At 70.4% G+C, this 19,679-nt stretch carries 18 protein-coding genes; 3 read left to right on the top strand and 15 right to left on the bottom strand.

From position 1 onward, the window contains the following. Positions 1 to 37: 37 nt before the first annotated feature. From AB0J58_RS00930 to AB0J58_RS00920, 3 genes are all read right to left on the bottom strand, one after another. Entirely contained in the window at positions 38 to 1,789 is a 1,752-nt protein-coding gene (locus AB0J58_RS00930) for an ATP-binding protein (RefSeq protein WP_364208440.1), read from the bottom strand. Positions 1,790 to 1,900: 111 nt separating this feature from the next. Continuing rightward, on the bottom strand, positions 1,901 to 2,113 hold the full coding sequence (locus tag AB0J58_RS00925; protein ID WP_364208437.1) for a DUF397 domain-containing protein: 213 nt from the start codon (positions 2,111 to 2,113) through the stop codon (positions 1,901 to 1,903). Then, positions 2,104 to 2,925, bottom strand: coding sequence for a helix-turn-helix transcriptional regulator (locus AB0J58_RS00920; RefSeq protein ID WP_364208434.1), 822 nt, complete (start codon positions 2,923 to 2,925; stop codon positions 2,104 to 2,106). The genes AB0J58_RS00925 and AB0J58_RS00920 overlap by 10 nt, the downstream gene beginning before the upstream one ends. Before the next feature lie 458 nt (positions 2,926 to 3,383). Here AB0J58_RS00920 and AB0J58_RS00915 point away from each other — a divergent pair, with 458 nt between their 5' ends. Both AB0J58_RS00915 and AB0J58_RS00910 read left to right on the top strand, forming a co-directional pair. Further along, on the top strand, positions 3,384 to 3,809 hold the full coding sequence (locus tag AB0J58_RS00915; RefSeq protein ID WP_364208431.1) for a hypothetical protein: 426 nt from the start codon (positions 3,384 to 3,386) through the stop codon (positions 3,807 to 3,809). Beyond that, the gene (locus tag AB0J58_RS00910; RefSeq protein ID WP_364208428.1) at positions 3,806 to 4,636 is read left to right on the top strand and encodes an ATP-binding protein; all 831 of its coding nucleotides are present in this window, start codon (positions 3,806 to 3,808) and stop codon (positions 4,634 to 4,636) included. The genes AB0J58_RS00915 and AB0J58_RS00910 overlap by 4 nt, the downstream gene beginning before the upstream one ends. Here AB0J58_RS00910 and AB0J58_RS00905 read toward each other — a convergent pair. The 3 genes from AB0J58_RS00905 to AB0J58_RS00895 are packed head-to-tail and all read right to left on the bottom strand — an operon-like array spanning position 4,626 to position 9,221. Continuing rightward, a complete protein-coding gene (locus AB0J58_RS00905; protein ID WP_364208425.1) occupies positions 4,626 to 6,056 on the bottom strand; it encodes a hypothetical protein in 1,431 nt (476 codons plus the stop codon). The genes AB0J58_RS00910 and AB0J58_RS00905 overlap by 11 nt on opposite strands. Positions 6,057 to 6,069: 13 nt before the next feature. Next, positions 6,070 to 8,349, bottom strand: a complete 2,280-nt coding sequence (locus tag AB0J58_RS00900) for a glycosyltransferase (RefSeq protein WP_364208422.1) — start codon at positions 8,347 to 8,349, stop codon at positions 6,070 to 6,072. Between the two features lie 35 nt (positions 8,350 to 8,384). Beyond that, on the bottom strand, positions 8,385 to 9,221 hold the full coding sequence (locus tag AB0J58_RS00895; RefSeq protein ID WP_364208419.1) for a WecB/TagA/CpsF family glycosyltransferase: 837 nt from the start codon (positions 9,219 to 9,221) through the stop codon (positions 8,385 to 8,387). A gap of 93 nt (positions 9,222 to 9,314) precedes the next feature. On the opposite strand from AB0J58_RS00895, the gene AB0J58_RS00890 reads away from it, so the two are divergent. Beyond that, complete coding sequence (locus AB0J58_RS00890) at positions 9,315 to 9,863, top strand: dTDP-4-dehydrorhamnose 3,5-epimerase family protein (RefSeq protein WP_364208416.1); 549 nt, start codon at positions 9,315 to 9,317, stop codon at positions 9,861 to 9,863. Here the strand turns inward: AB0J58_RS00890 and AB0J58_RS00885 are convergent. The 9 genes from AB0J58_RS00885 to AB0J58_RS00845 all read right to left on the bottom strand — a co-directional run bounded on the left by AB0J58_RS00885 (position 9,802) and on the right by AB0J58_RS00845 (position 19,674). After that, positions 9,802 to 11,208, bottom strand: coding sequence for an O-antigen ligase family protein (locus AB0J58_RS00885; RefSeq protein ID WP_364208413.1), 1,407 nt, complete (start codon positions 11,206 to 11,208; stop codon positions 9,802 to 9,804). The two genes, AB0J58_RS00890 and AB0J58_RS00885, sit on opposite strands and share 62 nt — an antisense overlap. Further along, the gene (locus AB0J58_RS00880) at positions 11,205 to 11,891 is read right to left on the bottom strand and encodes a hypothetical protein (RefSeq protein ID WP_364208410.1); all 687 of its coding nucleotides are present in this window, start codon (positions 11,889 to 11,891) and stop codon (positions 11,205 to 11,207) included. The genes AB0J58_RS00885 and AB0J58_RS00880 overlap by 4 nt, the downstream gene beginning before the upstream one ends. A 106-nt stretch (positions 11,892 to 11,997) precedes the next feature. Then, a complete protein-coding gene (locus AB0J58_RS00875; protein WP_364208407.1) occupies positions 11,998 to 12,807 on the bottom strand; it encodes a hypothetical protein in 810 nt (269 codons plus the stop codon). Positions 12,808 to 12,921: 114 nt separating this feature from the next. Beyond that, complete coding sequence (locus tag AB0J58_RS00870) at positions 12,922 to 13,818, bottom strand: hypothetical protein (protein ID WP_343978589.1); 897 nt, start codon at positions 13,816 to 13,818, stop codon at positions 12,922 to 12,924. A 19-nt stretch (positions 13,819 to 13,837) separates the two neighbouring features. Beyond that, complete coding sequence (locus AB0J58_RS00865; RefSeq protein WP_364208404.1) at positions 13,838 to 14,749, bottom strand: glycosyltransferase family 2 protein; 912 nt, start codon at positions 14,747 to 14,749, stop codon at positions 13,838 to 13,840. 28 nt (positions 14,750 to 14,777) lie between these two features. Further along, entirely contained in the window at positions 14,778 to 16,292 is a 1,515-nt protein-coding gene (locus AB0J58_RS00860) for a lipopolysaccharide biosynthesis protein (RefSeq protein ID WP_364208401.1), read from the bottom strand. A gap of 34 nt (positions 16,293 to 16,326) precedes the next feature. Beyond that, positions 16,327 to 17,349, bottom strand: coding sequence for a hypothetical protein (locus AB0J58_RS00855; protein ID WP_364208398.1), 1,023 nt, complete (start codon positions 17,347 to 17,349; stop codon positions 16,327 to 16,329). Next, a complete protein-coding gene (locus AB0J58_RS00850; protein WP_364208395.1) occupies positions 17,346 to 18,635 on the bottom strand; it encodes a DUF4910 domain-containing protein in 1,290 nt (429 codons plus the stop codon). Before AB0J58_RS00850 ends, AB0J58_RS00855 begins: the two co-directional genes overlap by 4 nt. After that, positions 18,625 to 19,674: an SDR family oxidoreductase gene (locus tag AB0J58_RS00845; RefSeq protein ID WP_364208392.1), complete on the bottom strand. Its 1,050-nt coding sequence runs from the start codon at positions 19,672 to 19,674 to the stop codon at positions 18,625 to 18,627. Before AB0J58_RS00845 ends, AB0J58_RS00850 begins: the two co-directional genes overlap by 11 nt. Positions 19,675 to 19,679 lie beyond the last annotated feature (5 nt).

Here is a 19,679-nt window from a genome sequence, read left to right as displayed (position 1 = left end):
CCCAATGCCCGTACATCACTTCCATGGGCGCACCCCTTCACGAAGGTGGGAACAGGGAGCCCTGCTGGACCCGCCGGTATCGCGCGTCCCTACTCCTGGGCGAGCTTCCCACCAGTTCAACGACGCCCTCCTCTCGCATGATCGACAGCCAGCGACGTACGACCTGGTCGCCGAGGCCGGTGCGCGTTGCCAACTCGGCACGGGACAGGGTTTCGTCACCGAGTGCTTCCAGCAACTGAGGGCGTCGATCTGCTCGTGATGACACGGGCGCCCCGACGGCGGCAGACCGGAGCAGGCGCGGGGGCAGCTCGTAGCGGGCCCATCTCCGTGCCCCGCTCTGGATGAGCAGTTCTCTTGCCACGAGATCCTGGAGTTCGGCTGTGGCAACGCGCGAGTCCACTCCGGTGGCGCCGCGGTAGGAACGGTTGTCGAGCACCTCCGAGTCACGCAGCATGGCCAGGGCGACGCACTGGCTGTCCGTGAGGCCGCTCGCCCCGAGGCTCTCCACCCACCGCACCGTCTCCTCACTCAGCAGGGCGTGGTTGGGGATGGTGACCACGAACGAGGAGACCCGGTCGTCGAACTGCGGAGGGCTCATACCGGCAGCCAACAGGGAGGCCACCATCGCACGGATTCCAGAGCCGCGGTTTTCGCAGACGGTCCGTGTCTCCCCGGGAACGGTGACCTCTTCGAGGATTTTCATCAGTGTCGCGTTTCGCGCCGAGGAAATCCCCTCGTCGGCGAGGCTGTCGAGGGTCACCGGTCCGAACAGGCCGCCAGGACTACGGATCGTCAGCCGATCCGGATACATCTCGATCTGGATCTGTGTGCCACGGGCCGCGCTGGACAAGTCCCTGTGGACGAGCGCGTTGACCACGGCCTCACGAAGAGCGGTCTCCGGATACTCCCAGATGTCTTCCCGTCCCATCCCCGTGATGACCGCCCGCCTGGACATGTTGCGGCGGATGGCTGCCAGCGCGTCACGGACCATGACGGGGACAGGACCCTCGACAGTGAGATTGTCCAGGAAACGAGTTCCTCCGGCCAAGGCATCTCCGCTGCTCAGGGGATAGTACACGAAGCTGATCATCAGCTGGGGGAAGTGTTCCTGCGGGTAGGAGCCAAGCGCGAGCAGACCGGCCAACGAGAGCGTTTCCAAACCGTCCGTCCCCGTCACCAGGACCTTCGCTCGCCGAAGCACGTCATGGCGGTCAAGGTCCTTGAAAGCGTACGGCCGACTGACTCTCAGCCGTGTGATCAGCGACTCCACAGCGGCCGGATCCAGCAGGTCGAGGCCGGTTCCCGGAACGCCCTGTTCGTCCTCGCGAGGTTGTCCCCGTGAGGACAGCATGACCTGGACCTCATAGCTGGACAGACGACGGTCGCCGTCGCCGACGCGGACGAAACTTCCCTTCGTCATGCCCGCCCCCCGGTAGAAGCACGGCCGCCGGCTCGGATCCACCTCCGGGATCTCCGCCACGACGAGCTTGACGCCTTCGAAATCGTGGATGCGGATCAACGGCCGCAGGGCCGGCTCCATATCGGCCGAGCAGAGTGCGGCAAGGTCACTGGAGAGCCGCGTGGGATCGCGTACCCCGGTCGGCGCGAACCCTTTGGTCTCATCCAGCCCGAGAATGAGCACCCCACCATGGGTGTTGGCGAAGGCTGAGAGGGTCTCACGGGTCGACTTCGGCAGTTCCGTCCGCGACGCTTTCACCTCGACATCGGTGATGTCGCCACCCAGCGCGCGAAGGTTGCCGACAATCTCCGCGAGCTCCCCATCAAGCATTGATCTCTCCCCATCCCCGACCCCACATGCTAGTTAGCATGTTAGTTAGCATGTGAGTACGAGAAAGCCCCCGGCGGCTACCAGGAGCCTTCCCGTGTTGCGAGGTTGGGGCTAGAAGTCGAACTCGCCCTTCTTGGCGCCGTCGATGAAGGCGTCCCAGACACTCGCACTCACCACGAACGGCGCCCGCTCGGGGGCCTCGGTGTCACGCAACCCCACCCGACCACCCGACAACGGAGCCACCTCCAGGCAATCCCCACCATTGGGCCCGCTCTTCGTGGCCTTACGCCAGTCAGCTGTTCTCAACTCGTCGCTCAGATCCATGTTCCTTCTGCCTCTCTGATCAAATCGATCGAGACATGCTGAGAGTGTGCCTCAGCTCGGATGGTGTCATACGTAGCCTGGATGGCTTCGACATCCTCTGGCCTATTGGTAACTTGACCGTTTAGCGCAGATTCGAGATACACGATATCCACACTTCCTTGAATCTGCGCAATGATAAAACCACCAAGAACCCCCGTGGTCACTCCAAGAGCCAGCGGAAGCACCTGAATAACGATCTTGGGTGACGCGAAGCTAATGAGCAGGCGTTCGATCTGAGCGTGCATGACTTCCTTGCCGCCGATCGGGCGGTACAGAACACCCTCATCCAACACCACTCGCAGCATCGGTGGAGAAGCCCGAGCGAAGATGGCTTGCCGCTCCATTCGAGCCGCTACGAGTTTTTCTACCTCATGATCCGTTACGCCAGGTTTTCCACGCAGCACGGCTCGCGCATATTCCTCGGTCTGAAGAAGGCCAGGCACGACGAGCGGCTGCCAGGTGTGCAGCGTATGCGCTGCCGGTTCGACCTCTAGCCAGTCCCGGAACCATCGGGGGCTCGCCGCGTGGGTGATGTACGTCCAGTACTGGATGAGTTCTCCGTTCGCGCCCAGCGCGTCGTCGCAGCGTTGTGCCAGGTTGCGACTGGGATTGCGCTCACCTCTCTCGGTGAAGCTCAGCAGGCTCCTGCTGAACTGAGTCACCTCGGCCAGGTCGTCCTGGGTCATTTTTGCCTTTTTCCGGTATTTGCGGAGTTCTGCGCCGAAAAGAACCCATTTTTCATTTTTTGGGTTGAGCTTGGGATTCTTGGACATTATGTCTCCGTCCAGCGAGGGATTCCACATCGCAACACAAGAGACACAACTTTCCACAAACTGTCACACTGATGTGCCTCGACTTTCGATACCCAAAGTAGTCACCCAGGGGCACGCTGTGAAGAGGTCCGGGAGAGCGGGAACGCCACCGGATCGGCCCTCCTCTGCGTTCGGAGAGCAGTTCTCTACGACCGTCGAAAAAATCGCCATGTATGTCCGGATAAAGGGAGTAGAAATGTTCGTCGATTCAACGGAAAACACACCCTCAGTTGCGTCTCACGCCTCTTCCGGATACGTACCTGTCACCGTCGAGTAAGCCCCGCCGGACGGGCAGAAGTCATTTCGCACAAGACGGAAATACCGGGCCATGTCGCCCCTAACCCACGAACAAAGCGGGGCCTGCCACGGCACGGCACGCCATGACAAGCCCCTCGACCGGACACAGGAGGTCCGACCCGATGCACAACCCTAGAGGAAACCCCAGGCCGATCAGGGTCCGTTGGCACGCTGACCGGCCGCCGATGCCGCTCGGCTGCCGCTGGTGCGGTCACCCCCCGTACGCGCACGAGGCCGCCAGCCTGCCGCACCGCGCCCGCCACCACTGGGAGCAACCCACCTCCGCCCAGGTCCACGCCCGAATGGCCACCCGCCGCCGTCTCAACCTCTCCGGCCGCCCACCGGTCACCACGCCCATCCGCTCGATCCCCGGCCCCACGGCCCCCGCCGTTTCCCCCGTGCGACTCCCGGAGGTCTCCCCCGGCCGGCACCGGCGGCCGGAGCAGGCCGTGACCACGGCCCCCGTGCCGTACCGGCGTGGCAGGCCACCGGGCACCCGTACCCCCTCCGGCAGGCACACCCCGTACCGGCAGGGAGCGACCACATGAACGGGCGCGACTCCCAGCCCAGGCAGAGCGGGCGGCACCGGCGAGGGACGGCCACCGAGCGGGTCGACTCCCAGCCCTGGGACCCGGCCGAACGCGCCGCCGCCGAGCAGCTCGACCAGATCGAGCCCGCCTGGACCGTCTGGTACGGCCCCGGCACCCGGCGCTTCCACGCCGTCGCCGGCTGGCCCGCCTCCGAACCCCTGATCGTCCAGGCCGGCACCGCCGACGAGCTACGCGGCCTGATGCGCGAGGCCGAACACAGCACACCGCCACCCCAAGGAGGGCCCATGCCCGAGACCCCGGACACCCCGCGACTCCCGTACGACCCGCAGGCCCTGAACCACCCTCAGTCCTTGGCGCACCCTCACACTCCGTACGACCCGCAGTTCCCTGAAGCCTCGCAGACGTCCGCCGACCCGCGCACCGTCTGCTGGGACCTGCCGCACGACCTGCCGATCGTCGGCAAGGCCCGTGCCATGGTGCGCGAGACTCTCGTCGCCTGGGCACTGCACCACCTCGTCGACGACGCCGTCCTGGTGGCCGGAGAGCTGCTCGCCAACGCGATCGTCCACGGCGAGCCGGTGGTCAGGCTCTCCCTGTGGGCGAACGCGGACGAGTTCCAGATCCAGGTCACCGACAAGGGCCCCGGACGGCCCCGCCACCTCGCTCTCGACGCCGAGTCTCTGCACGGCCGCGGCCTGACCATCGTCAAGGCCCTCGCCCACGACACCGGCGTCACCCCCCTCCTCGACCACCCCGGCAAAACCGTCTGGGCCCGCTGGCGCCTTCCTCACGCCGAGTCTCAGGCGCGGGACACTAAGGCGTGATCCGGTAGATGTGGTGGGAGTGCTCGGCGGCGAAGGAGTCGGTGAAGCGGCCCTTGGCGTCGACGCGGAGCGTCCGGTTCTCGAAGAGGACCTCTGCGCGGGTGGCCCGCACCCCGCGCGGCAGCGTGAACGTGCGCCTGCCCGGCGCCGTCTTCCCGCCGGGCATCGCGAAGACGTAGTACGAGCCCCGGTGGTGTTTCAGCATGGTGTCGAGGCCGGGGCCGAAGCGGTGCGCGTATGACTGGGTGTTCAGCACCGGGGCCAGCTTCCTGATCCGCCGGTTGATCTCGGCCACCGCGGGCCTGACCGCCTTGCCGCACCCCTCGCGCAGCACGTGCTGGGAGTGGCAGGGGCCGCCGAAGTTGTGGTTGAAGTAGACGATGCCCCGGGCCTCGTGGATCAGCGAGTTCATCACCGCGCCCGTCACCTGCTCCGGCCGGATCGCCCGGGTGTCGTTCTCGGCCGGCCAGCCGACCTCGACGAAACCGTAGATCGGCTGGCGGCGGCCGTCCAGCGCGTCCAGCTCGCGCTGGCGGTCGATGACGGCGCCGTAGTTGGCGGCCCTGCGGCACCTGGCGACCGGCAGTGCCAGGAAGTTCTGCCCGTCCAGACAGACGCTCGCGCTGGTGTACCAGTAGACGTCGGCCGAGACGGCGTCGGTGAAGCGGTTGACGAACGCGGCGGCGTCCGCGTCCTTCTCCCACATCATCACGCCCTTGCCGTAGTTGGCGTAGTGCAGCCTTCCGTCGCCCTTCGGGAGCCGGTCCTGCTGGGCGCGCAACACCGTGAAACCGCATCCCTGATCTTCCGGGACGCACAGGGGGCCCTCGCCGGGGTGGTTGCCGGTCCACCCCGCGTCCCCTGCCTTCGCCCACATGTCGACCTCGTCGTCGAGCAGCCAGCCCACCGTCTCGCTGCCGTAGCCGGGCAGGGGGACGTTCGTCAGCGCCGACATCCCGTTCTTCCGCACCAGTGCCATGTCGCTGGTCTCGGTCAGCTCCACGTACGTGTTGATCCCGGCGGCTTTGTCCCGGTTCACATCGGCCTGGCTGATCACGGACTCGAACCAGACGCCGACCGGGAAGAACGACGGGCTCGTCCAGCCCGCCGCGGCGGGCGCGGCGAACCGCCCGTAGTAGGCGGGACCGCCCTCCCACGGCACCCGCGCGGCCGTCACAGGCCACGCGTGGCCGGCGGCCCGGGTGGTGCCCCCCGGCGCCCTCCCCTGCGGCGCGTCGCCCCGTGGCGGGGCAGCGGTCGACGTGTCCGCGAGCGGGCGTCCGGCCTGGTCGGCGGGCGCGTCGACCGAGCAGAACCCGAGCATCGCCATCGTCACCGAGGCGGCCCCCACCCCGGCCAGCACCGGCAGCGACCGCCCGGACCGGCGGCCCCTCATCCGTCCGTGCCTTCCAGCCCCCATGACCTCGTCCTCCTCAACGCGGACCCGACCAGCGCGGGCCCGACGAGCGCGGGCCCGAGGGCGGCTCGGCGAGCGCCATCAGCTGTGCCGCACGCGACGACCAGGACGCACCGAGCACGGACCCCCGCAGGTCGTCGGCCGGCCGGAGGCCCCCCTCACGCAATGTCGCACGGACAGCATCCAGGAAAAGGTCACCGCTCGCGGCGATTCTCACTCGATCGGCATAGTTCACGAGTTCCTGGAAATCGGTGCTGACCACCGGCAGGCCCAGCGCGAGATATTCCTTGAGTTTGATGGGGTTCGAATGCTTTATCCATGGATTGTCCAGCCATGGCATGATCGCGACATCGAACCCGGAGCCGTAGCCGGGAATGCTTTCGTACGGCCTGAATCCGAGCCAGTGCACATTCGGATGCCGGGTGAGCCGTTCCATCGGGACCGTCGCGTCACCGATCAGGACCAGCGACACGTCGGGCAGTTCCCTGGCCATCCGTTCCAGAAGGTCGAAGTCCACCAGATAGTCGTCGAGCGCGCCGAAGAAACCCACCCTCGGTCCGGGAATCGCGCGAATGTCGGCGGGCTGCTCGCTCTCCGGACGCCGCCGGAAGTGGTCGGTGTCCACCCCGTGGTCGAGGAAGTACGCGCGGTCGCCGGTCAGCCGGCGCTCCTCGTCCATCAGCGCGGTGCTGACGTAGACCACGTGGTCGGAACGCTCCAGCAGGCCGCGTTCCAGCGCCTCGATGGTCGGCCGGTCGGACTCGGGGAACGACGAGTGCCGGTCGGAGCGGTTGAACACCAGCGCCTGCCTGCGCATCGGGCGCACCACGTCCCACGCCGTGGGGATGGTCACCATGATCACAGGCCGGTGCAGCCCCAGTGCCCGCGAGACGGCCAGCACCTGTGCCCGGACCAGCAGCGCGTTCACCCGCCTGGCCAGCGGCGACCCGTAGAAGGGCAGCGGCAGCGGGGACATCACATAGAAGCCGGGCAGCTCGCGCAGCGGCCTCCTGACCAGCATCGCGACGCTGCGCAGCTTGCGCCCGACGCGCCGCAGCACCTGCGTGGACCTGCCCGGCGTCGGCATCCGCATCCCGATGCTGTTGACCACGAGGACCTTCCGGTGGGCGGCGATCGAGCGCATGAGCTGGAAGTCCGAGTGCGCCCGGTTGTGGTACCACCAGTCCTGCGCCGAGAAGCAGACGTAGCCGGGTGAGCCCGCCTCCCGGGCAGGAAAGGCCTCCGTCCGGACAGGAAGAGCCCGCTCCTGAGCGGGGGAGGTCCTTTCCTGGACGGGCAGGGCCTTCCCGTGGGCGAAGGAGACCTGCTCATGGGACGAGGGTGCCGGCTCACGGACCGGGGAGTCCGCCTCCTCGCCGGGCCTGGGCGGCCACTCGCGCATCGCGACCAGCCCGCGCAGGGCGGCCCGATGCCTTCTCCCGCCCTCGCCGCCCCTGGCCACCGCGCGGACCAGTTCGTTGAGCCCGACGGCCAGCCGCATCAGCTGCCCGCGCGGGCGGCCGTACCGCTCGCGGTGCATCCGGACCCGGTTGGCCGCCGACAGCGCCCACAGCCGGCTTGAAGTGGACTGCTCGCCACCGAGATGCACCGCCACGGCCCGGGGCTCGTACCGGACCGCGAACCCCGCCTCCCCGGCCCTGAGCATGTACTCGGTCTCCTCCGAGTAGAGGAAGTAGCGCTCGTCGAGGGGGCCCAGGGCGTCCAGGCAGGCCCGGGAGACCAGCCAGGCCGCGCCGGTCACCCAGTCGACGGTGTGCGGCCCGCGGTAGGCGGCCGGCTCCACGACCAGCTCGCCGAGCGGGGGGATCCGCCCGGCCCGGTGGCCGCCGAGCAGCGCCTCACCCAGCGCCCTCGGCACGGTGGGCCGCCTGCGCAGGGAGAGGTGGAGCTCGCCCGTCTCGGCGGTGAGGCGGGGGGCGGCGATCCCGGTCCCCGGCACGGCAAGCGCCTGCCTGAGCAGGAGCACCGAACCGGCTGCGAGCCGGATGTCCGGGTTCAGCACCAGCACGTCACAGCCGGCCGCGGCGGCGATGCCCGCGTTCACCCCGGCGGCGAAGCCGGCGTTGCGCCCGGTCTGGATCACCTCGGCCTCCGGCGCGGCCTCGCGTACCCGCTCGACGGTGTCGTCCGCCGAGGCGTTGTCCACCACCACGACCCGTGCCGGACCGGCGCCGGCCAGCGCCGCCCCGAGTGAGCGCAGGCACCCCTCGACGACCTGGCCGCTGAAATACGTGACGATCACCACGGCGAGCCGGGGCCGGGCTGGGACAGCCATCTCGGAGCCGTTTCCGGTGAGTGCGGGAGGGATGGTCATCCGCGGTGCCTCGACGTCAGGCGGGTGCGCAGCGCGCCGGCGAGGAGGGCGACCGCGAACGGCGCGTCGTCCCGCAGGTAGCGGCGGGCCAGCCGGCGCGGTTCCAGGGCGAGCCGGTACAGCCACTCGGCGCCCACCCGCTGGACCGGCTCCGGGGCGCGGCGGAACCGCCCGGCCGCCATCGGGATGCCGGCTCCGCAGCCGAGGTACCAGGCGCCGGGCAGTTCGGCGCGGAGGGCGGCGATGACCCTCTCCTGCTTGGGGAAGCCCAGTCCGGCGAGGACGAGGTCCGGTGCGGCGGCGACCACCCCGGCGACCACCTCACGCACCCCCTCCGGCGAGGAGTCGAACCCGAAGGGCGGTGAGCAGGTGCCCGCCACCCGCAGTCCGGGGCAGCGTCCGGCGAGGGCGCGGGCCGCGGCCTCCGGCACGCCCGGCTCTCCGCCGAGCAGGTAGACCGAGCGGTTCTCGCGGGCGGCGCGCCCGGCCAGGGAGTGCACGAGCGAGGCCCCGGTGACCCGGCAGGGCAGGGCCGGTCCGGCGAGCCCCGCGGCCCAGACCACCGGCATGCCGTCGGCGACCACGATCTCGGAGCGGGCGACCAGGTCGGCCAGGTCGGGATCGCGCGTGGCGGCGCGGACGATGTCGACGTTCGCGGTGACGATCGCGCCGCCGCGTCCCCGCCGCCATTCCGCCGCCACGTGGTCGAGCAGTTCGGCCTCGCTGACCGCCATGACCTCGACCGCGCCGACCCTGATACGCGTGAACCCCGCCCCGCCGACGCCCTTGGGCTTGGCCGAACCGTTCTGGCCCCGGATCTCCTCCGGTCTCACCGGGCCCGCCGCGGAGTCCGGTGGCCCGTTCCGATCAACATCGTTTTCGCCTTTGGGATGGCCGGAAGCCCGTGAAATTGGGAAAGTGGGGGTATGAGAGTCGAACGAGGCGAGATCGACGGTGTCCTGTTGTTCGTCCCGGCTCAGCACAGGGACGACCGCGGGCTGTTCACCCGTACCTTCGACGCCGCACTCGCCGCCGCCCACGGGCTGCGACCCGCCGAGTTCGTCCAGGACAGCCAGTCGCGGTCCCGCCTGGGAACGGTCCGGGCGCTGCACGGCCGGGGCGGACGGGGGGAGGCCAAGCTCGTCAGGTGCGCCCGAGGCGCCGTGTACGACGTGCTCGTCGACGCCCGGCCGGGCTCGGCGACCTTCGGCCGCCAGATGTCGGTGGTGCTCGACGATGAGATGTTCGTCCATCTCTACGTTCCTCCTGGCTTGTTGCACGGCTATCAGGCACTGACCGATCAGGCGGACGTCTGCTACCGGATCGACCGGGAGCACGACCCCGCCGAGGACCTCTCGGTCCGTTATGACGACCCCGATCTCGGCATCCAGTGGCCGATGCCGGTCACCGCGATCAGCGAGCGTGATCTGGCCGCGGGTTCCTGGGCGGACCTGCGCGCGCGGCTGGTCGGCTGACCTCCTCACCGGGTTTCTCGACGGGCCTCCCGACGGCTTTCCCGGGCGGCCGGGTGCCGCGCAGCAGCGCGCCCGCGGCTCCGATGACCAGGAACGACAGGCCGGTCACGGTCGCGAACGAGCGCAGGTCGAACGTGGCCGCCCCGACCAGGGGGACGACCAGGCAGGCGGCCAGGGCGAGCCCCAGGTCCCGCACGGCGGGGTCGGCGCTGAGGCGGCGGACGCGCAGCGCCGCCCAGAGGCCGGTCAGGAAGATCCCGGAAAAGGTGACCAGGCCGATGATCCCGGTCTCCACCAGCGACAGGATGTACTGGTTGTCGAAGATCAGGTGCTTCGGCGCGTACCAGGTGCCCAGCCCCCTGCCGACCCAGGGGTGATTCCCGATCTCGGTGACCGCCACCGCGTAGTCGTGGGTCCGGTACTGGATGCTCGAATCGCTGGACAGGCTGGTGAACAGCCCGAGGAACACGCTGAGCAGGCCGGGCACGGCCACCTTCATCGCCACCAGGAACCCGGCGCCGCCCAGTGCCGCCCACAGCCGCCTGCGCGCGGGCCAGCCCGCGAGGAGCACCGCGCCGACGACGGCTATCCCGAGGACCGCCGACCGCGACACGGAGAACATCAGCCCGGCGCCGATCAGCGCGGAACAGATCCACCAGCGCAGGGAGGGCTCGCCCCGGTCGCGGGCGCCGAACGCGTAGTGCAGCGCGACAGGTGTGATCATCGCGCAGACGACCCCGAGCTCGATGGGGTGCCCCGTGGTACCCGCGACCCGGCGCAGGGTGTTCCGTTCGAGGATCGCGGGCAGCTCCGCGGTGAATCGGAAGCCGGGAAGGGCCAGATATTTGGTCAGGTCGAATTCGAGCACGAACTGGAGCGCCGCGATCACCCCGACGGCCGCGCCACAGACCACGAGGCACTTCAGGACGAAGTCGAGCCGCTCCCGGCCCCGGATGCCGTCGCACGCCCCGAGCCCGATGCCCACCGTCGCCACGACGAGGACGATGCCGTGGTCGGCCATGTTGAGCTCGTCGGGCGGCAGGTACCCGGCACCGGCGTACCCGTAGGTGACCAGCATCGCGACCGCGTACGCGAACAGCGCGGTGCGCACGGGGTTGGGGCCCTTGGCCGCGCCGAGCGTGGTGGTGAGGTGCGCGCAGAACCACCAGAGCGCGGCGAAGAGGCCGACCGCGTCGGCCGGGGTGAGCGAGAAGGGCACACCGCGGAAGACCAGCCGCGCGGGAACCAGCATCAGGACCACGACGAACGCGGCGGCCAGGGTCGCCCCGTCGGCGCTGCGCAGACCGGGACGGTCAAGGGAGGCGGGGACCACGGGGGCTCTCAACGCCGCAGCAGGGAGGGTTCGGCGGGCAGCCCGGACGCCGGTGCCGGGGGCACCCGGCCCCTCCGTCTCCGGGCGTCGAGGAAACTCTCCAGGGAGAACACCGCGGCGAGGCCGGCGAGCACTCCGAGAAGCAGGGCCGCGGCGGCCCCCCGGGTCTTCCCGGTGCGCTGGGGCTGCGGCTCCGTCGGCGGCACCATCTCGTTCATCGTGATGTAGGTCGCCGGGGGCGCGTTCAACTGCCGCTGGCGGACGGCCAGCTCGATCCTCGCCCGGTCCCTGACCCGCGTCACGATGTCCCGGGCCTCGGACGGCGACCTGCTCGTGCCCTCGATGTACACGAAGGGCCCGCCGTCCAGCGACTCCGGATTGGTGCTGCCGTTGGTGACCGTGAAGGTGGTGTCGCCCTCGGGCCGCACGCCGAGCGACTCCACGGTCTCCGGCGCGCTGATCACCTGGACGAGGATCGAGGCGGACATGCTCAGGCCCCAGTCGAAGTTCAGCAGGGGGTTGGTCAGCCCGTTGGGGCGACCGGGATCGCTCGGCAGGCTTCCGCCGGTGGGCGGGATGGTCAGCACGAGCACCGAGTTCGAGACGTAGAGCGTCGGAATCGACGAGTAGACGCCCGCCGCGGCACCGATGGAGAGCAGGAACGCCGGCAGGGCGACGTACCAGCGCCTCAACACGATGAGCACTGTCCCCCAGAAGTCCACACCTCTCCCTTTCTGGCCGGAGAACCGCACGGTTCCCCGGCCGGTGACCAGGTCCTCTACCGCTTGCCTCGTCCGCTTCTCACACCGTCTGCTCCTCCCGCCCCTCGCACCCCTCGCCGCTCTCGGGCTTCTCCCCGCGCTCGCCCCGGTCGCCCCGGTCATCGCGGTCATCGCCCTCCCGGCCGTCCGGGGTCTCCGCCGTTGCCGGGGGCGGCCCCTCCGGCCGTTCGCCGCCTGAGGAGTGCCGGAACACCCTGCGGCGCTCCACGGCGTACGCGGCACCGAGGCCGAGGACGACGACGAGGAACGCCGTCCCGCCCATGGCCTTCCAGGTGCCGCTCCGGTCCATCACGGGATACGCGGGCGGCACCACCTCGACGAGCCCGATGAAGGTGGAGACAGGGGCGCCGAGCGTCTCCTGCCTGCGGACCAGCTCGGCCCGCAGGCGGGACTGGGTCCTGGCCATGACGGCACGGGAGAGCTCGGCGGAGTCGCTCCGCACCTCCACGTACACGAACGGGCCGTTCATGAGGATGCCCAGCATGCCGGGGTTGGTCCGCCCGTCGTTGATCGTCAGTTCGACGGGGCCGTCCTTCACGACGCCCAGCTCCGCCGCGACCGCCTCGGTGTTCATGGACAGGATGAGGATGCCCGCCGTGGTCCGGAGGCCGTCGCTGAACTGCAGCAGCGGGTTGCTCCGCCCCGGTGGCTTGTCCGGCTCCGTCGTCCCTCCCGCGGGGGGTGTGGTCAGCACCATGGAGGTGCTCGCCAGGTAGCGCGGGGGCACCAGGAAGAAGACGGCCGCGGCGCCGAGCAGCGCCAGGCCGACCAGTGGAAGCCCGACCCGCTTCCTGCGGGCGAGGTCGAGCACGGTCCTCCAGAACTCCACTACGTCTTCCCCGCTCTCCCGAGCGCGCCGGACGCCCGGGACACGATGCGTATCGGTCGCGGCACACGAACTCCTTGTCACTACTGCGGTGTGTCGGTGGCCGGGGGCCGCCGCTCACCCGACCCTGGCCAGCGCCTCCGCCTCGTACGCCAGCGCCAGTTCCTCCGGCATCGGGTCGAGGTCGGCGCAGCGCACGAAGTCGCGCAGGGTGGTGCCGGTGCACGCCGCGTCCACGTTGCGCGCGCCGCGACGGGCACGCACGTCGTCGATGTGCACGGTGCGGAAGTCGATGCTGAAGCGGGTCCTGCCCGAGGTGTTGGGCACCGTGGAGTGCAGCTGGGCGCCGGAGAACACCATGACGCCCCCCGGTTCTGGCACCACCCGCACCTGCGGGTCGAGCACGACGTTCTCCTCCGGCCTGGGCTGCTCCCTGGTGTCGCCGCGCACGTGCCGGGCGGCGGTGAGCCGGCTCGTCCTGTTCCACTCGGCGTAGTCGTAGCGCGCGCTGCCGTTGCGCACCGGGTTGCCGAAGTACTGGGGATGGAAGGCCATCACGTTCTCCGGGACCACCTCGTAGACGGGGATCCACCAGTTGAGCTGGTTGAAGGGAGCCGAGTACCAGCAGTCTCGATGGGGGTGGAAGGCGTAGGAGATCCCGGAGGTGAGGTAGTCGTGGGAGGTGGAGGTGCGCAGCCGGGGCACGTCGAAGTAGGTCCGGTCCAGGTCGCAGCCCAGCTCCTCGAGAACCGCGGGCAGCAGTTCCTTGCACCGGGGGTGGTGGATGAACCGCGGCTTGAGCCGGGCCAGCAGGTCGGCGAACTCCTCGACCGGCATGTCGAACTGTGCGGTCTCCGGGTCGCGCCCGCCGAACGCCTCGGCGGTCATCTCCCGCGCGAAGGCCGCCAGCAGGGTGGAGGCGGGCGTCGCCGAGTAGACGAAGACCTGTCCCCGGTAGAGCAGTTCTCTGCGGGTGTCGTCGTCCACCACGCTGTTGGAGAAGACGGTGGTCATTGAGGTTCCTTTCTGCGGGTCACCGGAGCGGGTCACCGGAGCGGATGCCGGGGACCAGTCCCGAGGCGATCAGGGCGAGCCTGCGGCCCCGGCGGGCCGCGGTGATCCGCTGGCGGCGCGCGTACATGCCGAGGACCGCCGCGCGGGCGCGACGGTGCTGCTCGCCGGTGAGGCCGGCCCCCCGCAGCCAGCCCAGCAGCTCCCCGCACTGCAGGAGGGTGGAGCAGCGGGCCTTCCAGGGCGGCACGTCGAGGCGGCGGGCGATCGCGGACAGGGTGTCGTGCTTCCAGTTGCGGTGGGCGAGGACCTCGGGAACGTGCCCCCACGGTCCGGCCAGCGCCAGCTTCGCCGCGAACACCTCGTCCTCGCGGAGCATGTTCCGCCGGGGGATTCGCGCCAGCGGCTCGCGCCGCAGCAGGCCGTACAGCGGGTCGATGAGCAGGTGGCTCTCGTTGAGCAGCCGCAGCATCCCGGTGAACCGCTCGACCGGGTCGTCCGAGGCCAGCTCCGAGCCCTCCAGGGGCGCGGTCGCGACCATCCCGTCGGGCCCGGTGTAGGCGACCTGCGTGGTCACCAGGACGAGCCGGTCGTCCTCGGCGAAGGCCCTCAGGGAGCGGGAGACGCAGGCGGGCTCCAGCCGGTCGTCGTCGCCGACCCAGCGGAAGAACTCGCCCTCGACCAGCTCGACGGTGCGGACGAAGTTGTCGAACAGGCCCACGTTCTCCGGATGCCTGCGGTAGACGATCCGGCCGTCGGTCGCGGCCAGGTCGCGGCAGATCTCCTCGGTGCCGTCCGTGGAAGCGTTGTCGGAGATCACCAGCTGGAGGCGCTCGTGGTCCTGGCCGAGGACCGAGCGGACCGCGCCCTCGATCCGCCCGGCGCCGTCGCGCACGGGAAGCACGATGGACACCAGCGTGTCGGAGTTCGGCATCCGGTCCTCTCTTTCTCTCGGTGGTGGTTCAGCGGGCACGGGCGGGAACGGCCCGCGCGCCGAGTTCTCTGAGCCGCGCCGCGGGTACGGCGAGCAGGACGTAGGCGAGCAGTCCCCCACCGCCGGCCACGCAGAGCCGGACGAGCGGGGGACCGCCGGTCATCCCGGCGAGCGTCACGGTCACGGCCGCCGCGAGCACGGCGCCCAGCAGCGGGCGGACCAGGGCCGGAAGCACGGGTGCCAGGCGCACCCCCGCGCGGCTCAGCATCAGCACCGCCATCGGCAGGGCGACCAGGAGGCCGGCCAGCGCGTGACCGATCGCCGCGCCGCGGATGCCGTACCAGTGCGTGCCCGCCCACAGCGCGGGCACCAGCGCCACGGCCCAGCCGAGGTTCATCCACACGGTGGCCCTGGTCGCACCCGCCGAGGTGAGGATGTCGAAGGCGAGGGAGGTGAGCATCCGGACCACCAGCAGGACCGCGAGCAGCGCCAGTACCCCGGCGGCCGGTGCCCATTTCTCGCCGTAGAGGAACGCCACGATCTCCGGCGCCAGCGTGGCGGTCACGACGGCGACCGGGAGCACGAACGCGACCAGCAGCGGCACCGAGCGCTGCACCCCCAGCGAGAGCGACTCGGGCCGCTGCTCGGCCAGCCTGGAGAAGCTGGGCACCGTGACGTAGCGCAGGGCTGTCCCGATCACGCTGGGCACCCAGCTGGAGACGTTGAAGGCCAGCAGGTAGAAGCCGAGCGCGGCGGGGCCGAGCACGGCGCCGACGATGACGTAGTCGGCGTTCATCAGCACCGCCTCGATGCCGAGGCCCAGGGCCAGCGGTGCGCCGAACCGCAGCAGCCTGGCCGCGACCTCCCGGTCGAAACCGAGGCGGAACGGCAACCCCGCCCAGGCGAGCACCAGCGCGCCGGTGACCGCGTTGGCCGCGACCTGCCCGCAGGCGAAGCTGTAGGCCCCGGCGCCGTTCGCGGCGAGCGTGACGGCCACCGCCGCGTTGACCAGCGAGCCCGCGATGTTGGCCTTGGTCAGCCTGTCGTGCCCGAACCCGCGCATCAGCGAGCCGGCCCGCACCGCGGTGACACCGTCGATGAGGATGATCGCGGTGAGCAGCCGGACCACCGGGGTGGCCTCCGCGCTGCCCGCCAGCTCCGCGAAGTACGGAGCCACCACCCAGAAGATCCCGTATATCCCGGTGCTGAACGCCAGGGCCATGACCGTCGCCGTCGGCGCCATCTCCTCGACCCTGCCCCGCCACTGCACGGTGGCGGCGATGATGCCGACGTCGTTGACGTGCATGACGAAGGTGGTCGCGGCGAGCGCGATGGCGTAGAGGCCGAAGTCCTCCGGCACCAGCAGCCGGGCGAGCACCAGCCCCATGACGAAGGTCGTCACCTTGGTCCCGAGGTTGCCCAGCAGGCTCCAGCGCAGGCCGCGGCCGGCCTTCCTGCCGATCGTCCCGACCTGCTCCCCGGCCGTCCCGGTCGCGTCGGTCGCCTCGTCCGCGCCGGCGTCCCCGCCCTGTCGCTGGTTCATCCGTGCCTTCCGCCTGTCTCGTGGGGTGATCGGCTCAGCTGGGCTCCTCGACGCGTTCGAGCCAGATCTCCCGCCAGAACGGCACGAACTCGCGCGGGCAGCTGACGTTGTACGCGCCCGCGCAGATGACGCCCTCCAGGACGATGCAGGGGTTCTTCATCTGCAGCATCCGGCCGGTCTTCTCGTCCAGGCACCGCTCGACGCGGGCGCTCACCCGCGCGACGTGCCCGCAGTAGCGCGACATCTCCTCCTCGAACCCCATGCCGCGGTTGAGCAGGTCGTCGTTGAGCGTCTGGAGGATCTCCTCCTTGGACCTGACCCGGACCAGCTCCCCCGGACGCAGGTCCAGGGTCCGCGTCGGAGTGGTGGGCCCGGCCTTGCCCCTGACGAACCCCCAGCGCAGCCCGCCCCTGATCCACAGCCATCTGGGCAGGAGGCGCCTGCTGACCTGCTGGAAGCGGTTGAACAGCCCGACGAGGAACGAGCGCAGCATCCACGGCACGCCCACGTTCCCCGTCCGCACGTCGGCGACGTACTGCCCGACGTCCTTGAACGGCAGGCAGGTGGGCGCGGCGCGGAGCAGCTCGGTCGCCTGGCAGGAGAAGCGCTCCTCCCCGCCCGGTCCCGGCTCCTTCCTGGTCGCGGCCTGCAGGATCGGCAGCAGGGGCCGGCCCGCGGCGAGGTCGTGCTCGGTGACCGGGGTGAGGGGGGAGTCCGGATCCACCCGCTTGAGCCAGGACTCCTTCCAGTAGAACTGGCAGGCCGTCTGGCAGCCGCCGTGCGCCTGCCCGTCGCAGCGGGCCCCGGTCAGGTGGACCGCCCGCTCCATCCGCCGCATGCCGCTGCTGCTGATCGTGTCGCAGAGCTTGTGCGCCACCTTGTGCACGGTGAGCCGCCGCCCGCAGAAGGCCAGCATCTCCGGCATGAAGGGCAGCGCGTCCAGCTCTCCCCGCTCGTCCAGGGTGGCCATGATCTCGGCCTCGCCGAGCACCTCCACCGTCTCGCCGACCCGGAGGTTGAGCGCTCCGGGACCCGTGCCGGCCCGTTGCAGTGTCATTTCCCGCACTCCTTGAGCAGTCCCGCGCCGCACAGCGCCCGTGCCGCGTCGGCCACCGCGGCGAAGGGCAGATCGGATCGTTCCGCGACGTCCAGGAGGCTGTGCTCCCCGTCGGAGAGGTTCAGCACCCACAACATCGCCATCTGGGCCTGCCGCGTGTCGCTGCGCCCGCCCAGCGCCCCGTACAGGCCGCGCCTGCCCAGCTGCGGCTCTCCGTGCGGGCTGAGGTTGAGATAGCAGCGGTTGCCGTCAAGCACCCGGGTCACCTCCCAGCAGGTCCGCAGGGTGTCGGCCATCGCCTCCGGGGAGACGAAGTCCGGATTGTCGGCGGAGGTGTGATATTCCGGGTAGCCCGCGTAGGGGGTCCTGGTGAGCGAGCCGACGGGCAGGTCGAAGCCCGGCGAGCAGAACTGCCGCTCGTCGTAGCCGTAGGGGGAGAAGTCCACGATCGCGTGGTCACGCCCCGAGGTCCGCAGCACGTGCCGCACGGCGCGGTCGATCTCGGCGTCGCCCCGCCTGCTGCGCTTGTAGGTCAGCGGGCCGCGATCCCCCGCGCAGGCCAGCACCAGGCCGTGCCTGATCCGCCCGGCGCGTTCCCGGTTGCGCGCCAGCCAGGTGATCGCGCCGATGGTGCCGGGAGCGAACAGGAAGCGGTAGGTGTACCACGGGTCGGCCTCGGCCAGCCGCCGCGCGAGCCCGACCGCCACCGCAATGCCCGCCAGGTTGTCGTTGGCCAGCGACGGATGGCACACATGGCAGGAGACGAGCACCTCCTCATCGACCCTGCCCGGCACCACGTGCTCGCCGTAGGTCAGGTGACCGTCGGCGAGCGTGGAGTCGATCATGACCTCGTACCGCCCGTCGGCCAGGCCCGCGAGGGTGTCGTGGGCCAGGCAGAAGCCCCAGGTCTCCGCGTAGTAGCCGGTCCGGTACGGGATCAGCCCCGGCTGCTCGGGCAGCGTGTGCAGGTGGGGCCGGAGCTCGTCCAGGGTCATGGTGGCCGACACCGGGACGCTGTAGCCGACCACGTGCAGGTTCGACGCGGCGAAGTCGACGACCCTGGCACCGGAGGCGTCCTTGACGTAGGCGTCGCGGATGTTCCACTCCCTGGGCACCGTCCAGTCCAGGACCTGGGTCCCGGTCGGCACCTCGTGGACCCGCAGGCCGATGGACTCCGCGACGATCTCCAGGGTGCGGCGCACGCCGTCGCCGGTGATGCTCCGGCAGAGCGGGTAGAGCCGCTCCACCAGGGCGTGCATCCCGCGCCCCTCGCCGTCATCGGTCACCGTCCACCGCCCCCGCCACCTCGCGCGGGCGCAGCGCGCCGTCGACGGTGCCCGCCTCGCGGCGGGCGGACAACCAGGCCAGCCTGGTGAAACGGCGCTGGAAGTCGTCCGCCGTCAGGCCGAACCGCCGGTACGCCTCGACCAGCTGGAGCGCGCCCGCCTTGATCGTCCACAGCGCCTGGTAGCCGGGGAGCGCGTCGCGGACGCGGGAGAAGTCGACCCGGTAGGAGCGCGGGTCGGCCCCGGTCTCCCCGGTGATCACGACCCGGGCCTCCGGCACCGCCTCGGCGACCTCGGCGGCGATCTGGGCCACCGTCAGGTTGTTCTCCTCGGTGCCGACGTTGAACGCCCTGGCGTGGACGGCGTCGCGCGGGGCGGCCAGCGCCATGGCGAAGGCGTTCGCGATGTCGGCGGCGTGCACCAGCGGGCGCCACGGGGTGCCGTCGGACAGCACCCTGACCTCCCCGGACAGCAGCGCGTGCCCGGCGAGGTTGTTCAGCACGATGTCCGCGCGCAACCTGGGCGAGAACCCGAAGGCGGTGGCGTTGCGCAGGAACACCGGGCTGAAGTCCCCGTCGGCCAGCTCGAACAGGTCGCTCTCGACCCTGACCTTGGAGTCCGCGTAGGGGGTCACCGGGCGCAGCGGCGCGTCCTCGTCGACCAGGTCATCGCCTGAAGCGCCGTAGACCGAGCAGGTGGAGGCGTACAGGAACCGGCGCACGCCCGCGTCCCGGGCCAGCCTCGCCAGGCGCACCGCGGCGCGGTGGTTGATGTCGTAGGTCAGTTCGGGCGCCAGCGCGCCCAGCGGGTCGTTGGAGAGCGCGGCGAGGTGCACCACCGCGTCCACCCCCGCCAGCAGACCGGGGGTGACGTCCCGCAGGTCGACCGCGTGTCCCGGCGGGTCGCCGGGCGCGGGACCCAGCAGGCATCCGGCGAAGAGCCCGGAGTCGAGCCCGGTCACCTCGTGGCCCGCGGTGACGAGCACCGGGGCCATCACACTCCCCAGGTAGCCCTGGTGCCCGGTCAGCAGCACGCGCATCCGGT

Source organism: Streptosporangium sp. NPDC049644 (assembly GCF_040675205.1).
Classification (GTDB): domain Bacteria; phylum Actinomycetota; class Actinomycetes; order Streptosporangiales; family Streptosporangiaceae; genus Streptosporangium; species Streptosporangium fukuiense.
This window is presented reverse-complemented; position numbering and strand designations above follow the sequence as displayed.

Coding starts and splice junctions, on each gene's coding strand:
- AB0J58_RS00930 (WP_364208440.1), bottom strand. CDS start 1,789: ATGCTTGATGGGGAGCTCGCGGAGATTGTCGGCAACCTTCGCGCGCTG.
- AB0J58_RS00925 (WP_364208437.1), bottom strand. CDS start 2,113: ATGGATCTGAGCGACGAGTTGAGAACAGCTGACTGGCGTAAGGCCACG.
- AB0J58_RS00920 (WP_364208434.1), bottom strand. CDS start 2,925: ATGTCCAAGAATCCCAAGCTCAACCCAAAAAATGAAAAATGGGTTCTT.
- AB0J58_RS00915 (WP_364208431.1), top strand. CDS start 3,384: ATGCACAACCCTAGAGGAAACCCCAGGCCGATCAGGGTCCGTTGGCAC.
- AB0J58_RS00910 (WP_364208428.1), top strand. CDS start 3,806: ATGAACGGGCGCGACTCCCAGCCCAGGCAGAGCGGGCGGCACCGGCGA.
- AB0J58_RS00905 (WP_364208425.1), bottom strand. CDS start 6,056: ATGGGGGCTGGAAGGCACGGACGGATGAGGGGCCGCCGGTCCGGGCGG.
- AB0J58_RS00900 (WP_364208422.1), bottom strand. CDS start 8,349: ATGGCTGTCCCAGCCCGGCCCCGGCTCGCCGTGGTGATCGTCACGTAT.
- AB0J58_RS00890 (WP_364208416.1), top strand. CDS start 9,315: ATGAGAGTCGAACGAGGCGAGATCGACGGTGTCCTGTTGTTCGTCCCG.
- AB0J58_RS00870 (WP_343978589.1), bottom strand. CDS start 13,818: ATGACCACCGTCTTCTCCAACAGCGTGGTGGACGACGACACCCGCAGA.
- AB0J58_RS00865 (WP_364208404.1), bottom strand. CDS start 14,749: ATGCCGAACTCCGACACGCTGGTGTCCATCGTGCTTCCCGTGCGCGAC.
- AB0J58_RS00860 (WP_364208401.1), bottom strand. CDS start 16,292: ATGAACCAGCGACAGGGCGGGGACGCCGGCGCGGACGAGGCGACCGAC.
- AB0J58_RS00855 (WP_364208398.1), bottom strand. CDS start 17,349: ATGACACTGCAACGGGCCGGCACGGGTCCCGGAGCGCTCAACCTCCGG.
- AB0J58_RS00845 (WP_364208392.1), bottom strand. CDS start 19,674: ATGCGCGTGCTGCTGACCGGGCACCAGGGCTACCTGGGGAGTGTGATG.